The organism is Rhodobacter flavimaris (assembly GCF_021378075.1).
GTDB classification, from domain to species: Bacteria; Pseudomonadota; Alphaproteobacteria; order Rhodobacterales; family Rhodobacteraceae; genus Rhodobacter; species Rhodobacter flavimaris.
Window position 1 is genome coordinate 35918 of sequence record NZ_JAJUOS010000011.1, and the last position, 18883, is coordinate 54800.

15 protein-coding genes are annotated in these 18883 nt (G+C 64.9%); 10 read left to right on the forward strand and 5 right to left on the reverse strand.

All coding sequences use genetic code 11. The features are described from left to right. Positions 1–4 precede the first annotated feature (4 nt). The 6 genes from LZA78_RS13915 (at position 5) to LZA78_RS13940 (ending at position 8494) form a co-directional block, all read left to right on the forward strand. A complete protein-coding gene (locus LZA78_RS13915; protein ID WP_233677525.1) occupies positions 5–832 on the forward strand; it encodes an arginyltransferase in 828 nt (275 codons plus the stop codon). A 222-nt stretch (positions 833–1054) separates the two neighbouring features. Continuing rightward, a complete protein-coding gene (locus LZA78_RS13920; RefSeq protein WP_233677526.1) occupies positions 1055–2149 on the forward strand; it encodes a TRAP transporter substrate-binding protein in 1095 nt (364 codons plus the stop codon). 234 nt (positions 2150–2383) lie between these two features. Continuing rightward, entirely contained in the window at positions 2384–3487 is a 1104-nt protein-coding gene (locus tag LZA78_RS13925) for a TRAP transporter substrate-binding protein (RefSeq protein ID WP_233677527.1), read from the forward strand. 136 nt (positions 3488–3623) lie between these two features. Then, complete coding sequence (locus LZA78_RS13930) at positions 3624–4937, forward strand: efflux RND transporter periplasmic adaptor subunit (protein ID WP_233677528.1); 1314 nt, start codon at positions 3624–3626, stop codon at positions 4935–4937. Then, a complete protein-coding gene (locus tag LZA78_RS13935; protein ID WP_233677529.1) occupies positions 4934–8050 on the forward strand; it encodes an efflux RND transporter permease subunit in 3117 nt (1038 codons plus the stop codon). The genes LZA78_RS13930 and LZA78_RS13935 overlap by 4 nt, the downstream gene beginning before the upstream one ends. An 81-nt stretch (positions 8051–8131) precedes the next feature. Next, positions 8132–8494, forward strand: a complete 363-nt coding sequence (locus LZA78_RS13940; protein ID WP_233677530.1) for a DUF4177 domain-containing protein — start codon at positions 8132–8134, stop codon at positions 8492–8494. On the opposite strand, the gene LZA78_RS13945 is transcribed toward LZA78_RS13940, so the two are convergent. Next, positions 8491–8760: a BolA family protein gene (locus LZA78_RS13945; RefSeq protein WP_233677531.1), complete on the reverse strand. Its 270-nt coding sequence runs from the start codon at positions 8758–8760 to the stop codon at positions 8491–8493. The genes LZA78_RS13940 and LZA78_RS13945 overlap by 4 nt on opposite strands. A gap of 111 nt (positions 8761–8871) precedes the next feature. On the opposite strand from LZA78_RS13945, the gene LZA78_RS13950 reads away from it, so the two are divergent. Next, positions 8872–9495, forward strand: coding sequence for a DnaJ domain-containing protein (locus LZA78_RS13950; RefSeq protein ID WP_233677532.1), 624 nt, complete (start codon positions 8872–8874; stop codon positions 9493–9495). Between the two features lie 24 nt (positions 9496–9519). Here the strand turns inward: LZA78_RS13950 and LZA78_RS13955 are convergent, their stop codons facing one another. Beyond that, on the reverse strand, positions 9520–10497 hold the full coding sequence (locus tag LZA78_RS13955) for a DUF808 domain-containing protein (protein WP_233677533.1): 978 nt from the start codon (positions 10495–10497) through the stop codon (positions 9520–9522). Positions 10498–10615: 118 nt separating this feature from the next. Continuing rightward, complete coding sequence (locus tag LZA78_RS13960; RefSeq protein WP_438811082.1) at positions 10616–11137, reverse strand: fasciclin domain-containing protein; 522 nt, start codon at positions 11135–11137, stop codon at positions 10616–10618. A gap of 217 nt (positions 11138–11354) precedes the next feature. On the opposite strand from LZA78_RS13960, the gene cobS reads away from it, so the two are divergent. From cobS to LZA78_RS13975, 3 genes are all read left to right on the forward strand, one after another. Further along, the gene (gene cobS / locus LZA78_RS13965) at positions 11355–12329 is read left to right on the forward strand and encodes a cobaltochelatase subunit CobS (protein ID WP_233677534.1); all 975 of its coding nucleotides are present in this window, start codon (positions 11355–11357) and stop codon (positions 12327–12329) included. Between the two features lie 192 nt (positions 12330–12521). Then, complete coding sequence (gene cobT / locus LZA78_RS13970; RefSeq protein WP_233677535.1) at positions 12522–14396, forward strand: cobaltochelatase subunit CobT; 1875 nt, start codon at positions 12522–12524, stop codon at positions 14394–14396. Continuing rightward, entirely contained in the window at positions 14396–16201 is a 1806-nt protein-coding gene (locus LZA78_RS13975) for an aminopeptidase P family protein (protein ID WP_233677536.1), read from the forward strand. The genes cobT and LZA78_RS13975 overlap by 1 nt, the downstream gene beginning before the upstream one ends. On the opposite strand, the gene LZA78_RS13980 is transcribed toward LZA78_RS13975, so the two are convergent. Continuing rightward, the gene (locus LZA78_RS13980; protein ID WP_233677537.1) at positions 16202–17371 is read right to left on the reverse strand and encodes an acetate/propionate family kinase; all 1170 of its coding nucleotides are present in this window, start codon (positions 17369–17371) and stop codon (positions 16202–16204) included. Then, a complete protein-coding gene (locus LZA78_RS13985) occupies positions 17368–18756 on the reverse strand; it encodes a bifunctional enoyl-CoA hydratase/phosphate acetyltransferase (RefSeq protein WP_233677538.1) in 1389 nt (462 codons plus the stop codon). Before LZA78_RS13985 ends, LZA78_RS13980 begins: the two co-directional genes overlap by 4 nt. Positions 18757–18883 lie beyond the last annotated feature (127 nt).

An 18883-nucleotide genomic window follows, 5' to 3' on the forward strand; every position in this document is an offset into this window, starting at 1 on the left:
ACACATGCGCCATTCACTTCCGCTTGCACCGCAGTTCTATGTAACGGCGCCGCAACCGTGCCCCTATCTCGACGGGCGCTCGGAGCGGAAGCTGTTTACCGCTCTGCAGGGCGAAGGCGCAGAGAAGCTGAACAATGCGCTGTCGCGGCAGGGCTTTCGGCGCTCGCAGAACGTCCTTTATCGGCCGTCCTGCTCGGATTGCATGGCGTGCCTGTCGGCGCGTATCCGCGTTGCGGATTTCTCGCCCAGCCGGACGCAGCGCCGCGTGCTCAAGCGCAACTCGGACCTCAAGCGCACCGCAACCAGCCCCTGGGCTACCGAAGAGCAGTTCGCGCTGTTCCGCCGCTACCTGGACCATCGCCACGCCGATGGCGGCATGGCCGACATGGATATTTTCGAATTCGCAGCGATGATCGAGGAGACGCCGATCAAGTCGCGCGTCATCGAATATCGCGAAACCGCCGCTACGCCCGAGACCGCCCATTCGCTGGTCGCCGTCTGCCTGACTGATGTGCTCGATGACGGGCTGAGCATGGTCTACAGCTTCTATGACCCCGACCGGATCGACGACAGCCTAGGCACCTACCTAATCCTCGATCATGTCGAGATCGCACGGCGCGCGGGCCTGCCCTATGTCTACCTCGGCTACTGGGTGCCGGGTTCACGCAAAATGGGCTACAAGGCGAATTTCAGCGGGCTCGAGATTTTCAAGAACAGCAGCTGGCAGGATCTGGGCGACCCCGAGGAGCACTCGGGCGAGACGCATCCGCTTTCGGTCGACCCGATCGCCGAGCAGGTCGCCCGCATCGCGCTGCCCGACACCCGCAGCTGATGCCCAAATGACGCGCAACTGCCGCCAGATGCGGCAGTTGAACGCTGGGCAGTGCAAACCGGCAAGAAAAACCAAAAACCGGATTGTTTTTCTTACCAAAACCACGCTTTTTGACCAACCACACTCTGGACACTGGCCTGCCTGCCTGCCACTTTCCGCGCGACCGCCGCGGGCTCCCCCCCTAGGTGCGTCTTTATCCGATCATTTTTACGGGAGGACCCCATGGATCGTCGTTCATTCCTGACCAAAGCCGCTGTCGGCGGCGCTGCCGCCAGCCTCGCCGCGCCCGCCATCGCGCAGTCGGCGCCGAAAGTGACCTGGCGCCTGACCTCGTCCTTCCCCAAGTCGCTCGACACGATCTATGGCGCGGCTGACGTGCTGGCCAAGCGCATCAACGAAGCGACCGACGGCAACTTCCAGATTCAGGTCTTCGCGGGCGGCGAGATCGTCCCCGGCCTGCAAGCTGCTGACGCCGCCGCCGCTGGCACCGTCGAGGCCTGCCACACGGTCGGCTACTACTACTGGGGCAAGGACCCGGCCTGGGCCGTCGCGGCCGCCGTGCCTTTCTCGCTCTCGGCGCGCGGCATCAACGCCTGGCACTACCATGGTGGCGGCATCGACCTTTACAACGAGTTCCTCGCCAAGCAGGGCCTTGTCGGCTTCCCGGGCGGCAACACCGGCGTGCAGATGGGTGGCTGGTTCCGCAAGGAGATCAACACCGTCGAAGACCTCAAGGGCCTCAAGATGCGTGTCGGCGGTTTTGCGGGCAAGGTGATGGAGAAGCTCGGCCTCGTGCCGCAGCAGATCGCGGGTGGCGACATCTACCCGGCGCTGGAAAAAGGCACCATCGACGCGACCGAATGGGTCGGCCCCTACGATGACGAGAAGCTGGGCTTCTATAAGGTCGCGCCCTACTACTACTACCCCGGCTGGTGGGAAGGTGGCCCGACCGTCCACTTCATGTTCAACAAGGCCGCCTACGAGGCCCTGCCCGCGGCCTATCAGTCGCTGCTGCGCTCGACCTGCCAAGGCGTCGATGCGAACATGTTGCAGATGTATGACTACCTGAACCCGAAGGCGCTCAAGTCGCTGGTGGCCAATGGCGCGCAGCTGCGTCCGTTCTCGCCGGAAGTTCTGCAGGCCTGCTTCAACGCCGCCAACGAGGTCTATGCCGAGCTGGAAGCCTCGAACGCGGACTTCTCCAAACTCTGGCAGTCGATCAAAGCCTTCCGCGCCGAGAACTACCTCTGGACCCAGGTGGCCGAGTATAACTACGACACCTTCATGATGATCCAGCAGCGCAACGGCACGCTCTGATCGCCGCCAATTCGGGCGACTGCCGCAACTAAAGGCAAGATTTCGCCCAAACCTGCCAGCCCCGGCGCGTTTCACCGCGTCGGGGCTTTTTCATGCGCAATTTGACGCAGGATTTCGTTGCGTGAGGGCTAGACAGGTCGTTCCGGTAAAGTAAAGTGACCACCGGAGCCGCCTACGGGGAGGAACCGCAAAAAGCGGGCCGATAGTCGGACATACAACACGGGAGGAATTTTTATGGATCGTCGTTCTTTCATCCGCAAGGGTGCGCTTGGTGGCGCGGCCGCAGCGGCCGCCTCGGTTGCCAGCCCGGCACTGGCCGAGGACCTGCCCGAGGTTACCTGGCGGTTGACCTCGTCGTTCCCGAAATCGCTTGATACGATTTACGGCGCAGCCGAGACCATGGCGAAATATGTCAGCGACATGACCGGCGGCAAGTTCAAGATTCAGGTCTTCGCGGGTGGCGAGATCGTCCCCGGCCTGCAGGCGATGGACGCGGTTTCGAACGGCACGGTTGAGGCCTGCCATACCGCTTCGTACTACTACTGGGGCAAGGATCCGACCTTCGCGTTCGGCACCGCCGTTCCGTTCGGTCTGAACATGCGCCTGCAGAACGCCTGGTTCTACTATGGCGGCGGCAACGACCTGCTCAACGAGTTCTACGGCACCTACAACATCACCGCCTTCCCCTGCGGGAACACCGGCGCGCAGATGGGTGGCTGGTTCCGCAAGGAGATCAACACCGTCCAAGACCTCAACGGCGTGAAAATGCGCATCGGCGGCTTCGGCGGCGCTGTCCTGCAGAAGCTTGGCGGCGTGCCGCAGCAGATTGCAGGCGGCGACATCTACCCCGCGCTGGAAAAAGGTACGATCGACGCGACCGAGTGGGTCGGCCCCTATGACGACGAGAAGCTCGGCTTCTACAAGGTCGCGCCTTACTACTATTACCCCGGCTGGTGGGAAGGTGGCGCTTGTCTGCACGCCATGTTCAACAACGACGCCTATAACAAGCTGCCTGAGGCCTACAAGGTCGCGCTCACAGCGGCTTGTCAGGCAGCGAACCTTGACATGATGGCCAGCTACGACTGGAAGAACCCCGCCGCGCTCAAGTCGCTGATGGCCAATGGTGCGCAACTGCGTCCGTTCACGCCGGAAGTTCTGCAAGCGTGCTTCAACGCCGCCCAGGAAGTGTACGCCGAGATCACCGCCGCAAATCCGGCCTTCAAGAAGATCTACGACAGCCAGTGGGCCTTCCGCAAAGACGCCTACCTCTGGATGCAGTTGTCGGAGTACAACTACGACACCTTCATGATGATCCAGCAGCGCAGCGGCACGCTCTGAGCCTCGCCAGTTCGACACGGAAAAGCCCCGGGACCCCCCGGGGCTTTTTTGTTGCCGTCACATCTTCTGACTACCCTTCCGCGCATCGGCATGATCATATGCACAAGAATGAATTTATTAGGCGCGAGGGATTGCAATGTGGACTTGGCAGATGGTGGCGCGGCGCGGGCTCGCCGTGGCGGTTCCGACGGCGCTTGGCGTGCTCAGCATCATGTGGTCCGGCAGCCTCGCGCAGCAGCCCGCGGCAAAAGACACCCTACGCACCCCACCGCAGGTCCGCGTCATCACCATGGCGCCGATGGATATCATCCCCCGCGTCTCGGGCTATGGCACGGTCGAGCCGACGCGTGAGTGGCGCGCAGTGGCCCGGATTGAGGGCGAGATCGACTGGACCATCGAGGGCCTCGCCCCCGGTCTGATCGCCAGTGCGGGCACCTCGCTTGCGCGGATCGACGACAGCGGCCTGCGCCTGTCTCTCGCGCAAACCGATGCGCAACTGGCCGCGCTTGAGGTCAAGGATCAGACGATCGCGGCCTCAATGGCACTGGTGCAATCCGATCTGGAACTGGCTCAGGCGGATCTGGCGCGGCAGGAAAAGCTTGCGCAACAAGGCGTTGTGACCGCCGCAAACCTTGAATCGGTGCGCCGGCAGGAACTGGCCGCGCGCTCGAAACTGGTCGAGACGCAAAACCAGATCGCCCTGAACGCAGCCGAACGCGAGGTGCTACGCGCCCAACGCGCAACGCTGGAGCGCGACCTAGGCTTTGCCGATATCCGCGCGCCCTACGATCTGCGTCTGACCGATGTGAGCGCCGAGATCGGCCAGTATGTCGCGCGTGGCCAGACCCTTCTGGCCGCCGAGGGCACCGAGGCCGTCGAGGTTGCCGCCCAATTCCCCATCGGGCGCATCGGCCCTCTGATGCGGGTGATGGGCGCAGGCAGCGCGGTCACCGATCTGACGGCGCGCATCCGCCTGCCCGCCGCCGATCACAGCGTCACCTGGAAGGCGCAGGTCGTGCGCATGGGCGAATCCATCGACCCGCGCACCCAGTCGAGCGCCATCGTCGTGCGCGCCGAAGACCCGCTCTCGCAGGCCCAGGCAGGCGCCCGCCCGCCCCTGCGCCGCAACATGCTGGTGGAGGTGGTGCTGAGCGCGCCGAAAACCTCGGCGCTGGTCGCCCCGCTTGACGCGGTCGCCGGTGGTTCGGCGCTGGTGGTGTCCGAAGAGGGCAAACTGGAAAAGCGCCCGGTCACGCTTGGCTTCACGCTGGATGAGATTGCCGTGGTGACCGAGGGCCTGGTCGAGGGCGACAAGCTCGTGGTGGCCGACCCCAGCATCGCCGTGCCCGGAATGGCCGTGAAACCGCTTGAGGACAAGGCCACGCTGGCCGCGCTCGCCGCTGCCGCAACGGGCGGCACCGCTGGCAAGGGCAAGGGAGCCTCGCAATGATCCGCCTCTTTGCCGGTCATCCGACCGCCGCGAACATCCTGATGATCGCGCTGATGGTGCTGGGCCTCGTGGCCCTGCCGCAGTTGCAACGCGACACCTTCCCTGAAACCCCGCCCTCCGAGGTGCAGATCCGCATCGCCTACCCCGGCGCCTCCCCCGCCGAAGTTGAGCGCGGCATCTGCGTCGTCGCCGAGGACCCGCTGCGTTCGGTCACCAACATGGCCGAACTGAGCTGCCTTGCGCGCGACAACACGGCCATCATCACCGCCGAGATCCTCGAAGGCGCCGACATGACGCGCTTTCACAACGACCTGAAGGCGGCGGTGGACGCGATCACGAGCTTCCCCGACAAGGCCGACGCCCCCGTGGCGCAGATCGTCGAGCGTATCGCCTCGGTCGCCTCGGTCGCCGTGACCGGCCCCGAGGACCGCATGGTCCTGCTAAGCTACGCCGACGCGCTGGCCGAGCGGCTGCGCGCCGACCCCGCGATCACGCAGGTCAGCGTCTCGGGCTTTTCCGAGCGCGAGATCAGCGTCGAGCTGGACCCCTCGGCGGTGGAGCGCTTCGGGCTTTCGGTCTCGGATATCGTCACGCTGATCGGGCGCGACAGCCTCGACATGCCCGCGGGCACGGTTGAAGGCTCGAACGGCGAGGCGAGCCTGCGCTTTCTGGGCGAGAAACGCACGGCGCTGGAACTGGCGCGTATTCCGGTCGCCGGAACCGCTAGCGGCGGGCAGTTGTTGCTCGGCGATATCGCCACTATCCGCGAGGGCTTCGCCGACCCGGCGCAGGCCGCGCTATATAACAACCGCCCTGCGGCCATCGTCAGCGTCAGCAAGACCGATGCGCAGGACGCGCTGCGCGTGAAAGCCGCGCTCGACCGGCAGGTGGCAGCGGCGCAGGCCGAGGCGCCGGGCAATATCACCCTTGCGATCTCGCAGGACTCGACCTCGAACATCACCGACCGTCTGCGGATCATCGCAGTCAACGGGGTGCAGGGCCTGTTGCTTGTGCTTGCCTCGATGTGGCTGTTCTTCGGCTTCCGGATGTCGTTCTGGGTCGCGATGGGCCTGCCTGTCTCGTTCCTCGGAACGATCTTCGCGATGCAGTATTTGGGCTACTCGATCAACATGATGACGATGGTGGCGCTACTGGTCGCCATTGGCTTGCTGATGGATGACAGCATCGTCATCTCGGAAAACATCGTGCGGCGCAGGCAAGAGGGCGAGCCCGGGCTGACCGCCGCCGTGAACGGCGCGCTTCAGGTGGCGCCGGGGGTTGCGGCCTCGTTCCTGACCACGGCGATGATCGTGGGGCCGCTTGGTTCTCTGCAAGGCTCCATCGGGAGCGTGCTGAAATACATCCCCATCGTCCTGCTGCTGACCCTGATCGTCAGCCTGGTCGAGGCCTTCCTGATCCTGCCGCATCACATGCACAATGCGTTACGCCGCGAATTGCGGCCGGGGCGCATCAGCACCGCCGTGAACAATGCCTTTGCGAAGCTGCGCGACGGGGTCGTGGTGCCGCTTGCGACCCAAAGCCTGCGCCATCGCTACCTGACGCTCGGGCTGGCGATCTTTCTTGTGCTCTTCTCGATTGCCCCCTTCGCGGGCGGGCTGATCAAGTTCCAAAGCTTCCCGACGCTGGAAAGCGACACGGTCGAGGCGCGGCTGCTGCTGGCGCAGGGCTCGCCCTTCGAGCGGACCGAGGCGCGGGTGGCCAAGGTTGTTGCAGGGCTCGAGAAGTTCAACGCCGAGCTTACCCCCGAACAGCCCGAGGGTCAGGCGCTGGTGCAAAGCTACACCGTCACCTACAGCGTCAACGCCGACACCCCCGAAACCGGGCCGCATATGGCAACCGTCAGCGCGCGGCTTCTGCCGGCAGGTGTGCGGGTGACCGATGTGGGCACGATCCTGGACCAGTGGAAGAAGGCCACCGGCCCGCTGCCCGACATGGCGGCCCTGCGCTTTACCGACAAGGAACGCGGCGCGGGCGGCAAGCCCATCGACATCCGCCTGCAAGGCGAAGACCTTGACGCCCTTGCGGCCACCGCCAAGGAAATCCGCCAGTTCTTCCGCGGCTTCGAAGGCGTGCGCGATATCACCTTCGATCTGCAGCCAGGCAAGCGTGAGTTCATCGTCACCCCGCGCCCGGCAGCCGCCAGCGCGCTTGGCGTTTCGCCGCAGTCCATCGCGAATGAACTGCGCGCAGCCTTCCGCGGCGACACGGCCTTCGAGTTTCAAGACCGGCTTGGCGGGCTTGAGGTCGTCGTGCGCCTGAACGAAGAGGCGCGCCGCAGCCTGGCCGATATCCTCGATCTGCGGGTGAATGCTTCGGATGGCACGGCCGTGCCGCTCTCGGCGGTAGCGGATGTGCGCATGGATCGCGGCTATGCCTCGATCAACCGGATCAACGGTCAGCGATCAGTTGCCGTTCAGGGTTCGATCAATACCGCCGTCGCCAACTCGCGCGAGCTGATCAGCGCGCTTAAGGCGGACTACCTGCCAACCCTCGCCGAGAAACGCCCCGATGTTCGCGTCAGCTTCCTGGGCGAGGCCGAGGATGCCGCGACGACCGGATCGTCGCTTGGGCGCAATCTGGGGATCGGCGTGATCGGGGTCTTCCTGATCCTTGCCTTCCAGTTCCGCAGCTTCCTGCAACCCGTCGTGGTGCTGGCCGCCATTCCGCTTTCGGTCATCGGCGTGATGTGGGGTCATTTCCTGCTTGGCCTACCGCTTTCGCTGCCCAGCCTTGTGGGCATGGCGACGCTAGCGGGGGTCGTGGTAAACAACTCGATCCTGCTGATCGAGTTCATCAAGGAGCGTCTGGCCCAGGGCGACCCGCTTGAGGACAGCGCGGTAAACGCCGTGCGCGACCGTTTCCGTGCGATCTTCCTGACCTCGCTGACAACGGTGGTCGGCCTTGGGCCGCTGCTGTTTGAAACCAGCACGCAGGCACAACTGCTGCGTCCCATTGTGGCCAGCCTTGCCTTCGGCCTGACCTCGGCCACGCTACTCGCGCTGCTGGTCACCCCGGCGATGGTCGCAATCCTGCACGACCTGGGCCTGTTCGAACGCGACGCAGATGAGGAGCCCGCCCCGCAACAGGCCTGAGCGAAAGCCCGCCCCCTCACCCTCTCGTTAGTTGACCGGGGCGGGTCATCGGGTATGAAACCCGCAAAGTGAGGTGTTTCGATGCAGAGCTATGAATACAAGGTCGTCCCGGCCCCGACCCGTGGCGAAAAAGAGCGGGGCGTGAAAACCGGGGTTGATCGCTTTGCCCATACGCTGACGCATATGATGAACGACCTTGCGCGCGAGGGGTGGGAATACTGGCGCGCCGAGACCCTGCCCGCCGAGGAGCGCAGCGGGCTGACCTCGAAACACACGGTCTTTCACAACCTGCTGGTGTTTCGTCGGCCCGCAACGGCGGGCGCCCGCCCCGAGCCGCTCAAGCTGACGAACGAGACCGCGCAGACGCCGCTCAAGAAGGTGCTCTCGGCCCTGTCGCCCGAGGGGCGCGCGCCCCGCGTCGGCCCGGCCGAGGACGAGGCCTAAGCCTCGAACTCGACTGCCAGGGCGTGAATGCGCCCGATCAGCTCTGCCCCGAGCGCGTTATGCACTGCGCGATGCCGTGCCAGGCGCGACAGACCGTCCAGCGTTGACGCCCGCAGGCGAATGCGAAAATGGCTTTCGCCCCGCTGCGCATCCTCGGAATGATCGGCATGTCGCGCGCTTTCGTCGATCACTTCCAGCCGCTCGGGCGCCAGAGCCGCCAAACGTGCGCGGATCTCGTCCGCGACCAGAGTTTTTCCGCCAGCCATCTTCCGGCCCCCTTCCTTCTCGCGACAATTGCTCTATCCTGCGTGGCCCGAGTCGGTCAGGGCGTCAAGTGACGCGCCGACCCAACCAAGACTGATTCACGCGAGGCCCGCATGAGCAAGAGCGACCCCTTCGGCTTCAACATTTCGGCGGCGGCGGACAAGAAACGCCGCACGAAGGGCAAGCGCGGCATGTCCGGCGCCTTCGAGACCTCGACCCGGGTCTGCGACAAGGAAGGCTGCACCGAGGCCGGCCAGTATCGCGCCCCCAAAAGCCCGAAGGTGCTCGATGACTACTTCTGGTTCTGCAAGGATCACGTGCGCGAGTACAACCTGAACTGGAACTACTTCCAGGGCCAGTCGGAAGAGGAATTCCAGGCCTTCCTCGACAACGCGACCGTGTGGGAGCGCCCGACCAAACCCTTCAACCGCGCCAATGACGAAAAGTTGGGCTGGTCGCGCCACGGTATCGCCGATCCGCACGAGCTTCTGGGTGCAAACGCGACGCAGAACCCCGGTCGTTCCCTGGGCCGCAAGCTGCCCCCGACCGAGCGCCGCGCGCTCGACATTCTCGACGCCAAGGACAGCATGACCAAGGCCGATATCCGCAAGAGCTACAAGGCGCTGATCAAGGTGCTGCACCCCGACATGAACGGCGGTGACCGCTCGCACGAAGAGATGCTGCAAGAGGTTGTCTGGGCCTGGGACCAGATCAAGGATTCGCGCAACTTCAAGTAATGCGCCGGGGCGCCGGGCGGGGTTTCAGTGCCCCGCCTTGCCCTTCCCGCTGAACGACATGATCACCGGGTCGATGACTTTGGCCACCAGCGGGATCAGAAGCAGGCCAAGTGCCAGCCCGAAGACACCGTCGAAAAACGCCGTGGTCGCCCAGTTCATGAAGCCCGACAGGCCTTGCGGCACCGCATGGCCCACGACCTCGGCCTGATGGTGGATCCAGTCGTAGGGTGCGTGCCAGAGCGTCTCGGCCAGGCCATGCAGCACGATCGAGCCGCCGACCCAGATCATCGCCGCCGTGCCGACAACCATCAGCGCCTTCATGAAGAGCGGCATGAACGACACGATCCCGCGCCCAAGCGCGCGCGTTGCCGACAGTCGCCCTACCCGCGCCAGCCACAGGCCGACATCGTCCGCCTTCACGATCAACGCAACACCGCCATAGACAAGCACCGTGATGCCGATGCCGACGAAAGCCAGCGCCATCGCCTCCATCCAAACCGGCTGATCGGGCGGCAGGGCCGCCAGCGCGATGGTCATGATCTCGGCTGAGAGGATGAAGTCGGTCTTGACCGCGCCCGAGACCTTCTCGGCCTCCAGATGCAACGGATCGCCGCCGCCCTCGACGTGGCCATCGGCATAAGGTTCGTGCGGATGGAACAGGTGCCAGACCTTCTCGGCGCCCTCAAAGCACAGATAGGCCCCGCCGATCATCAGAAGCGGCGTGATCAGCCAGGGCGCGAAAGCCGACAACAGCAGCGCCGCCGGCAGCAGGATCAACAGCTTGTTGCGGATCGAGCCGATGGCAATCTTGCCGACGATCGGCAACTCGCGCGCGGGTGCAAAACCGTGCACGTATTTCGGCGTAACGGCGGCGTCGTCGATCACCGCGCCCGCGGCCTTGGCCCCTGCCTTGGCCGCCTGCCCCGCCACGTCATCGACCGAGGCGGCCGCTATCTTGGCGATCCCCGCCACGTCGTCGAGTAGCGCCAGCAATCCGCTCATGTTTCGATCTCCATCTGATCCGCGAAACCTAAACGCGCGACAGGTCACATTCAATGCCACCCGGACAGAGGCGCGCCCCCGACCGAGGCCGGGGGCGCAGAGGAGAGATTATTCGCACTCAGCCCTTCGGCAGGATGACCCCGTCAATCACATGGATTACGCCGTTCGACGCGTCGATATCGGCTGCGGTAACAGTGACCTTGTTGCCGTTCTCATCGGCGATCATCACTTTTCCATCCTCGACCATGGCGGTGAGCTTGCAGCCGCCAAGCGTCTCGACTTCGAGCACCCCCCCCTTTTCGCCGATCATTGTGACCAGCGCCTCCGACATCACCTCGGCGCCCACCACATGGCAGGTGAGGATCTGCACGAGCTGATCCTTGTTCTCGGGCTTGAGCAGCGTTTCAACCGTGCCGTCAGGCAGTGCGGCGAAGGCGGCGTTGGTCGGCGCGAAAACAGTGAAGGGGCCGGGGCCGGCGAGCGTTTCGACAAGCCCACCAGCCTGCACGGCGGCAACCAGCGTGGTATGATCGGGCGAGGCCACGGCGTTCTCGACCACGTTCTTGGTCGGATCCATCGCAAAGGCACTGCACCCCATCAGCGCAAGGGTGGTTGCGGCGGCGGCAAAGGTCTTTTTCATGACTTGATCTCCCTAGAGTTTCGGCCCGCTCGTGTGGCGGGATACAAAAGGGACGGAGCCGCCGGGCGCAAAGTTGCGCCACGCGTGATCACTCTGGTTCACGTCGCATCACGGCGTCGTGGGCAGCTTGCGCAACTGTATCTGACACAATCCGCCCCCTTGCACCGCCTGTGCCGATGGTCCACAAATCTTCACGACCGCAGAAAGGACGCCACACATGCTCGACCAGAACGCCAAACCCACCGAAGACATCGACGTTCGCGAGGTTTTCGGCATCGACAGCGACATGAAGGTGCGTGGCTTCGCCGAGCGGACCGCCCGCGTGCCGGACCTCGATCCGACCTACAAGTTCGATCCCGACACCACGATGGCGATCCTTGCGGGCTTTGCCTATAACCGCCGCGTCATGATCCAGGGCTATCACGGCACCGGCAAATCGACGCATATCGAGCAGGTCGCCGCACGCCTCAACTGGCCCTGCGTGCGCGTCAACCTCGACAGCCACGTCAGCCGAATCGACCTGATCGGCAAGGACGCGATCAAGCTGGTGGATGGCAAGCAGGTCACCGTGTTCCACGAGGGCATTCTGCCTTGGGCGCTGCGCAACCCCACCGCAATCGTCTTCGACGAATATGACGCGGGCCGCGCCGACGTTATGTTCGTGATTCAGCGCGTTCTGGAAGCCGACGGCAAGCTGACGCTGCTCGACCAGAACGAGGTCATCACGCCGAACCCCTATTTCCGCCTCTTCGCCACCGCCAACACGGTCGGCCTTGGCGACACCACGGGCCTCTATCACGGCACCCAGCAGATCAACCAGGGTCAGATGGACCGCTGGTCGCTGGTCGCGACGCTGAACTACCTCAGCCATGACGCCGAGGCCGCGATCGTCCTGTCGAAATGCCCGCATTACAACACCGAGAAGGGCCGCAAGCAGATCAACCAGATGGTGCATGTGGCAGACCTGACGCGCACGGCCTTCATGAACGGCGATCTTTCCACCGTCATGTCGCCCCGCACGGTCATCGCCTGGGCCCAGAACGCCGAGATCTTCCGCAACGTGGGCTACGCCTTCCGCCTGACCTTCCTCAACAAATGCGACGAGCTTGAGCGCGCCACCGTAGCCGAGTTCTACCAGCGCCTGTTCGACGAGGAACTGCCGGAAAGCGCGGCGAACCTGACCGCCCGCTAAACACCCGATGACCGCGTGCCGAAAGCCGCCCGGCACGCGGTCACCTTCGATTTAAGCTCATGCCACGACGTTAAGGATCAAGCGGCATTTCGGGGCAGTTCTCGTTTCTCTCGACCGCCCCAACCGCATACCCGCGCCTCGCCCATACGTCTTGCCCCTTTCCCGCCGTTGGCAAACTTCGCATAAAGAGACATGAGCAAACCCATCGACAACCCCGCAGATCCGTTCAAGAAGGCCCTGGCCGAGGCGACCAAGACGCTGGCCGACGCGCCCGACCTGACGGTCACCTATACCGTGGACCCCTCCGGCGTGGCGGGAGACACGATGCGCCTGCCGCAGGTGAGCCGCCGCATGACCCGCGACGAGATACTGCTGGCGCGCGGAACGGGCGATGCTCTTGCACTGCGCAAGCGCCATCACGACGCAGGCGTGGGTGCACACTATCAGCCCTCGGGCGAGATGGCGCGCGCGCTTTACGAGGCGATGGAGGGCGCGCGCTGCGAGGCGCTTGGCGCGCGCGAGATGCCCGGCACGCTCTCGAACATCGACGCCAAGATCGCGTGGGAAGCCGAGCGCAAGGGCTACAGCCAGATCCGCAGCCAGTCCGATGCCCCGCTGGCCGTCGCGGCAGGCTATTTCGTGCGCGAGTTGGCGACCGGCCGTAAGCTGCCCCCTGGGGCGGCGAATGTGCTTGAGCTGTGGCGTCCGTTCATCGAGCAATCGGCGGGCGACGACCTTGAAGCGGTAAACCATGTTCTGTCCGATCAGGCGGCCTTCGCGCGCATGGCGCGCAAAGTGATCGCGGATCTAGGCTTTGCCGACCAGCTTGGCGACGACCCCGACGAAGAGATGAACGACGAGTCGGATTCGGAAGAGGCCGAGAACGATCCCGATTCCGGCGATCAGGAAAGCCGCGATCAGGACGAGAGCGAAGACAGCGAAGCGTCGCCCGAGCGCAGCCAAGAAGAACAGCAAGACCAGTCGCAGACCTCGGTCAGCATGGACGACACGGCCGATCAGGAGATGGGCGAAGAGGTGGACATGCCGCAGGCGGACGCCCCGCCTGAGCCACCCTCGCCCCCGCCCGCCTCGCTCGCCGATCCGAACTACAAGGTCTTCTCCCCCGAGTTCGACGAGGAAATCCGCGCCGAGGATCTGGCCGAACCGGTCGAACTGGAGCGCTTGCGCGCCTATCTCGACCAACAGCTGGAGCCGCTGAAGGGCGCCGTTTCGCGGCTGGCCAACAAGCTGCAACGTCGCCTTCAGGCGCAGCAGAACCGAAGCTGGGAATTCGACCGCGAAGAGGGGATGCTGGATGCCGGGCGGCTGGCCCGCGTGGTGGCCAACCCGACGACGCCGCTTTCCTTCAAGATCGAGAAGGACACCGAGTTCCGCGATACGGTGGTGACGCTCTTGCTCGATAACTCGGGCTCGATGCGCGGCCGCCCGATCTCGATCGCCGCGATCTGCGCGGATGTTCTGGCGCGCACGCTCGAACGCTGCTCGGTAAAGGTCGAGATCCTGGGCTTCACCACCCGTGCCTGGAAAGGCGGCCAGTCGCGCGAGAAATGGCTGGCCGAGGGGCGCCCGCAGCAGCCCGGCCGCCTGAACGACCTGCGCCACATCATCTACAAGGGCGCCGATGCGCCATGGCGGCGGGTGCGCTCGAATCTGGGCCTGATGATGAAAGAGGGCCTGCTGAAGGAAAACATCGACGGCGAGGCGCTGGAATGGGCGCACAAGCGGATGCTGGCCCGCCCCGAGGCGCGCAAGATCCTCATGGTGATCTCGGACGGCGCGCCGGTGGACGACTCGACCCTCTCGGTCAACCCGGCGATCTACCTCGAGAAACACCTGCGCGACGTGATCGCCATGGTTGAAAAGCGCCGCGCGGTAGAGCTGATCGCCATCGGCATCGGCCATGACGTGACGCGCTACTACCAGCGCGCCGTCACCATCACCGATGTCGAGCAACTCGCCGGTGCGATGACTGAACAACTTGCCAGCCTCTTCGACAGCGACCCGCGGGCGCGGGCGCGCGTTCTGGGCATGCGGAAGGCCATGTGATGTTTCAGGATTTCGCCTCGAAATCCGCCCCCGAGAACGGTCCGCCCCGCCTGGCTGCCCTGCGCAGCCAGATGCAGCGCGCGGGGCTGGACGGCTTTTTCGTGCCCCGCGCCGATGCCCATCAGGGCGAATATGTCGCCGAACGCGATGCGCGTCTGGCTTGGCTGACGGGCTTTACCGGCTCGGCCGGCTTCTGCATCGCCCTGAATGATCGCGCGGGCGTGTTTATCGACGGTCGCTACCGCGTTCAGGTGCGCGCCGAGATCGATCTGACCGCCTTCACCCCCGTGAACTGGCCCGAGACCAAACCCGGCCCCTGGCTGCGCGAGGCCCTGCCGAAGGGCGGGCGCGTGGGCTTCGACCCCTGGCTGCACACCCGGCGCGAGATCACCGAGCTTGAGAAGGCCCTTGAGGGTTCGGGCGTCGAGCTGATCGAATGCCAGAACCTGATCGACGCGATCTGGGCGGATCGACCCGCACCGCCCTCGGCCCCCGCGCGCATCCATCCGATGTCCCTGGCGGGCGAAGATAGCGCCTCCAAGCGCGCCCGCATCGCGCAGGCGCTGCGCCAACGCGGCGCTGCTGCGGCTGTGCTGACGCTGCCGGATTCGATCTGCTGGCTTTTGAACATTCGCGGCGCGGATCTTCCACGCAATCCGCTGGTGCAGTGCTTTGCCGTCCTGCACGACAATGCCCACCTGACGCTATTCGCCGCCCCCGCCAAATTCTCGCCCGAGCTGCGCGCCCATCTGGGCACCGAGGTGACCCTGCGCCCGGTCGAGGCCTTCGCCCCCGGCCTGCGCAGCCTGACCGGCCCGGTGCAAGTCGATCCCGCCTCGGCCCCCATTCAGATCGGGCACGAGCTGGAAGCCGCCGGGCACCAGATCCTCTGGGCCGAAGATCCCTGCCTGCTGCCCAAGGCCTGCAAGAACCCCGCCGAGATCGCCGGGATGGAAGCCGCCCATCACCGCGATGCCTGCGCCATGGTCGAGTTCCTGTGCTGGCTTGACGCCACAGCACCACAGGGCGGGCTGACAGAGATCGAGGTCGTAACCGCCCTCGAAGGCTTCCGACGCGCCACGAACCAGCTGATCGACATCAGCTTCGACACGATCTGCGGGGCTGGCCCGAATGGTGCCATCGTGCATTACCGGGTGACCGAGGCAACCAACCGCCCCGTGACGCCGGGCGAGATCTTGCTGGTCGATTCCGGCGGGCAATACCCCGATGGCACCACCGACATCACCCGCACCGTCGCCATTGGCCCGGTGCCCGAGGAGGCCCGCGTTCCCTTCACCCGCGTCCTGCAAGGCATGATCGCCATTTCCCGCGCGCGCTGGCCCAAGGGGCTGGCCGGGCGCGATCTCGATACGCTCGCGCGCGCGCCTTTGTGGATGGCGGGACAGGACTATGACCACGGCACCGGCCACGGCGTCGGCGCGGCGCTGTGCGTGCATGAAGGCCCGGCGCGGATCTCGCGCATCTCCGAGGTACCGCTGGCCCCGGGCATGATCCTGTCGAACGAGCCCGGCTACTACCGCGAAGGCGCCTTTGGCATCCGTATCGAGAACCTCGTTCTGGTCGAGGACGCCCCCGCCCTGCCCGGCGGCGATGTGCGCGCCATGCTGGCGATGCGCACCCTGACTTGGGTGCCGATCAACCGGCGGCTGATCGACCTTGGCTTGCTGAGCGATGCCGAGCGCGCCTGGCTTGACGCCTATCACGCCGAGGTCTGGCGTCGCGTCGGCCCGCATGTGTCAGAGGCAGCGCGCGATTGGCTCAGGGCCGCCTGCGCGCCGCTTTAATTACTGCGCCAGAACCGCCTTGGCGGCTCGGGCGATCACGATTTCCTCGTTCGTCGGGATGACCATGACCCGCACCTTGCCGGTCGAAATCGTGCGCGCATGGGCGGCGTTGGCCTCGGGGTCGATCTCGATCCCCAGCCACTCCATGCCCGCGCAAACCCGCGCGCGCGTCGCGGCCGAATTCTCGCCGATCCCGCCGCAGAAGACGACACCATCCAGCCCGCCAAGCGCCGCGGCCATCGCGCCAAGCTCGCGCTTGATGCGGAAGCAGAAGTAGTCGATCGCCTCCTTCGCGTGCGGATCGTCCGAACCCTCAAGCGTGCGCATGTCATTCGACACGCCCGACATGCCGAGCAGGCCGGATTGCTTGTAGAGCAGGTCCGAGATTTCCTGCGGCCCCATGCCCTTCTGGTCCATCAGATACAGCACCACGCCGGGGTCCAACTCGCCCGAGCGGGTGCCCATCGGCAGACCATCGAGCGCCGAGAAACCAAGCGTCGAGGCCACCGACTTGCCATCCATCAGCGCACACATCGACGCGCCCGAGCCGAGATGCGCCACGACCACCCGGCCCGCGTGCAGCTCGGGTTCGGTGCGCGCCAGCTCTCCATGGATGTAGTCGTAGCTCAGACCATGAAAGCCGTAGCGGCGCACGCCTTCCTCGTAATAGGCGCGCGGCAGGGCGTAGGTATCGGCCACGAACGGGTGCCCGCGATGAAAGGCGGTGTCGTAGCACACGATCTGCGGCGTGCCGGGGAAGGCCTCAAGCGCCGCGCGCACGCCCGCAAGGTTATGCGGCTGGTGCAGCGGTGCGAAGGGCGCAAGGCGCGCAAGGTCTTTCATCAGCGCCTCGGTCACCAGTTCGGGTGCGGCGTGCTCGATCCCGCCATGCACGATCCGGTGGCCCACCGCGACTACCTCAAGGCCCGGGAAATCGGCCTCGAACACCTCGAGCGCGGTTTTCAGCGCCTGCGCGTTGGTCGCGAAATCGTTGGGCGCGTGTTCGGGCACCGGCAGAGGCCGCCCCTCGGCATCGGCGATCTTCATCGCCGCCTCGCGCCGCCCGATCCGGTCCACGTGGCCCATGGCAAGGGTTTGCAGATCCTCGGTGAACAGCCCCAGCTTGAGCGAGGAACTGCCCGAGTTCAGCGTCAGGATCGCGCGGCTCATCGCATCGTGCCCTTCTGGTAGTGGTAGTTGATCGCCGCGACCGCCGCCGAGGCCAGACGCGCCATCGAGCTGTCAGAGCGCGAGTTCAGGATCACCGGAACCTTGGCGCCCAAGACAAGACCGGCACCTTCGGCATGGCTGATATAGGCCAGCTGCTTGGCCAGCATGTTGCCCGAGTCGATGCCCGGGACCACCAGCACCTCGGCATGACCGGGCACCTCGCCGCGCAGGCCCTTGGTGCGTGCTGCACCGATATCGACGGCATTGTCCATCGCCAGCGGACCATCGACGATGCCGCCCTTGATCTGACCACGCTCGGCCATTTTCGACAGCAGCGCCGCATCGATCGACGAGGGGATCGCGGGGTTCACCGTCTCGACCGCGCTCAGCACGCCCACTTTCGGCACCTCGATCCCGATCGAAATCGCCAGGTCAATTGCGTTCTGCACGATGTCCACCTTGGTCACCAGGTCAGGCGCGATGTTGATCGCGGCATCGGTCACCAGCAGAGGATGCGACACGCCGGGCACGTCCATCACGAAGATATGGGTGAAGCGCCGCCCGATCCGCAGCCCGGTAACCTTGTCGAGCATCGGCTTGAGCAGATCGTCGGTATGCAAATGCCCCTTCATGATCGCCTCGGCCCGGCCCTCGTTGACCAGATCGACGGCTATCCGCGCCGCTTCACGATGCGTCAGCGCGGGCAGGATCTGGTAGGCATCAAGCGACTTGCCCACCTCTTTCGCGGCCTTCGCGATCTTGTCGGGGTCGCCAATCAGAAGCGGCGTGATGATCGCATGCTCGGCCGCGATCAGCGCGCCTTCCAGCGCGTGGTCGGCTTCCGGGCAGACGACGGCGGTTTGCAGCGAGGGCAGCGCCTCGGCTTTCTCCAGCATCGCTTCGAAATGGCGGTGGCGTTGCACGATCAGACCGGGGACGTCCAGCTCTTCGTAGCGCACGCGCCTTGCGGGGGCCTGCACGCAGGCCTCACCATCGACGATCAGCGCATCGTCTCCAACGCGGCGCGCCTCAGTCGCCAGCGTCACGCAACCATCGGCGGACTTGCTGACAACGGCGACCCGCGCCACCAGTTCCTCGCCCGCATGTGCGCGCTCATGAAACGTCAGGCTTTGCGAGCGGTAGAGCGTGCCGGGCCCCGGCAGCATGTTGCCTAGAACGCTGGTAATCAGCGAGGCCACGAACATTCCCGGCGCCACGGCTTCCTTCACCCCGTCGCCGTCGCCATCCTGCGAAGCAAGGTGAACCGGGTTATGATTCCCCGATGCGGCGGCGAAAACATAGAAATCGTCTGCCGTGAGAAGGCGGCGCAATTCGGCGCTCATGCCCGGTTCGAGTTCATCCCACATCCGGCTTTCGAAGATCATTCCATTCTCCATGCATTCCTTCCGGTTCGGGACTCCCTAGCCCCGCTCCGTGAAGGTTAGATAAACGACCGAGTTCATTTCCACATTGATCATGGACAAGTTTTTCTGCGTAAGCGAAATTTTTCCG

What these genes read in the sequence shown, in the direction of transcription:
- LZA78_RS13980 (WP_233677537.1), bottom strand. Translation starts at nt 17,371, where the DNA reads ATGAGCCGCGCGATCCTGACGCTGAACTCGGGCAGTTCCTCGCTCAAG.
- LZA78_RS13915 (WP_233677525.1), top strand. Translation starts at nt 5, where the DNA reads ATGCGCCATTCACTTCCGCTTGCACCGCAGTTCTATGTAACGGCGCCG.
- LZA78_RS13975 (WP_233677536.1), top strand. Translation starts at nt 14,396, where the DNA reads ATGTTTCAGGATTTCGCCTCGAAATCCGCCCCCGAGAACGGTCCGCCC.
- LZA78_RS13950 (WP_233677532.1), top strand. Translation starts at nt 8,872, where the DNA reads ATGAGCAAGAGCGACCCCTTCGGCTTCAACATTTCGGCGGCGGCGGAC.
- LZA78_RS13955 (WP_233677533.1), bottom strand. Translation starts at nt 10,497, where the DNA reads ATGAGCGGATTGCTGGCGCTACTCGACGACGTGGCGGGGATCGCCAAG.
- cobT (WP_233677535.1), top strand. Translation starts at nt 12,522, where the DNA reads ATGAGCAAACCCATCGACAACCCCGCAGATCCGTTCAAGAAGGCCCTG.
- LZA78_RS13930 (WP_233677528.1), top strand. Translation starts at nt 3,624, where the DNA reads ATGTGGACTTGGCAGATGGTGGCGCGGCGCGGGCTCGCCGTGGCGGTT.
- LZA78_RS13940 (WP_233677530.1), top strand. Translation starts at nt 8,132, where the DNA reads ATGCAGAGCTATGAATACAAGGTCGTCCCGGCCCCGACCCGTGGCGAA.
- LZA78_RS13985 (WP_233677538.1), bottom strand. Translation starts at nt 18,756, where the DNA reads ATGATCTTCGAAAGCCGGATGTGGGATGAACTCGAACCGGGCATGAGC.
- LZA78_RS13925 (WP_233677527.1), top strand. Translation starts at nt 2,384, where the DNA reads ATGGATCGTCGTTCTTTCATCCGCAAGGGTGCGCTTGGTGGCGCGGCC.
- LZA78_RS13945 (WP_233677531.1), bottom strand. Translation starts at nt 8,760, where the DNA reads ATGGCTGGCGGAAAAACTCTGGTCGCGGACGAGATCCGCGCACGTTTG.
- cobS (WP_233677534.1), top strand. Translation starts at nt 11,355, where the DNA reads ATGCTCGACCAGAACGCCAAACCCACCGAAGACATCGACGTTCGCGAG.
- LZA78_RS13935 (WP_233677529.1), top strand. Translation starts at nt 4,934, where the DNA reads ATGATCCGCCTCTTTGCCGGTCATCCGACCGCCGCGAACATCCTGATG.
- LZA78_RS13960 (WP_438811082.1), bottom strand. Translation starts at nt 11,137, where the DNA reads ATGAAAAAGACCTTTGCCGCCGCCGCAACCACCCTTGCGCTGATGGGG.
- LZA78_RS13920 (WP_233677526.1), top strand. Translation starts at nt 1,055, where the DNA reads ATGGATCGTCGTTCATTCCTGACCAAAGCCGCTGTCGGCGGCGCTGCC.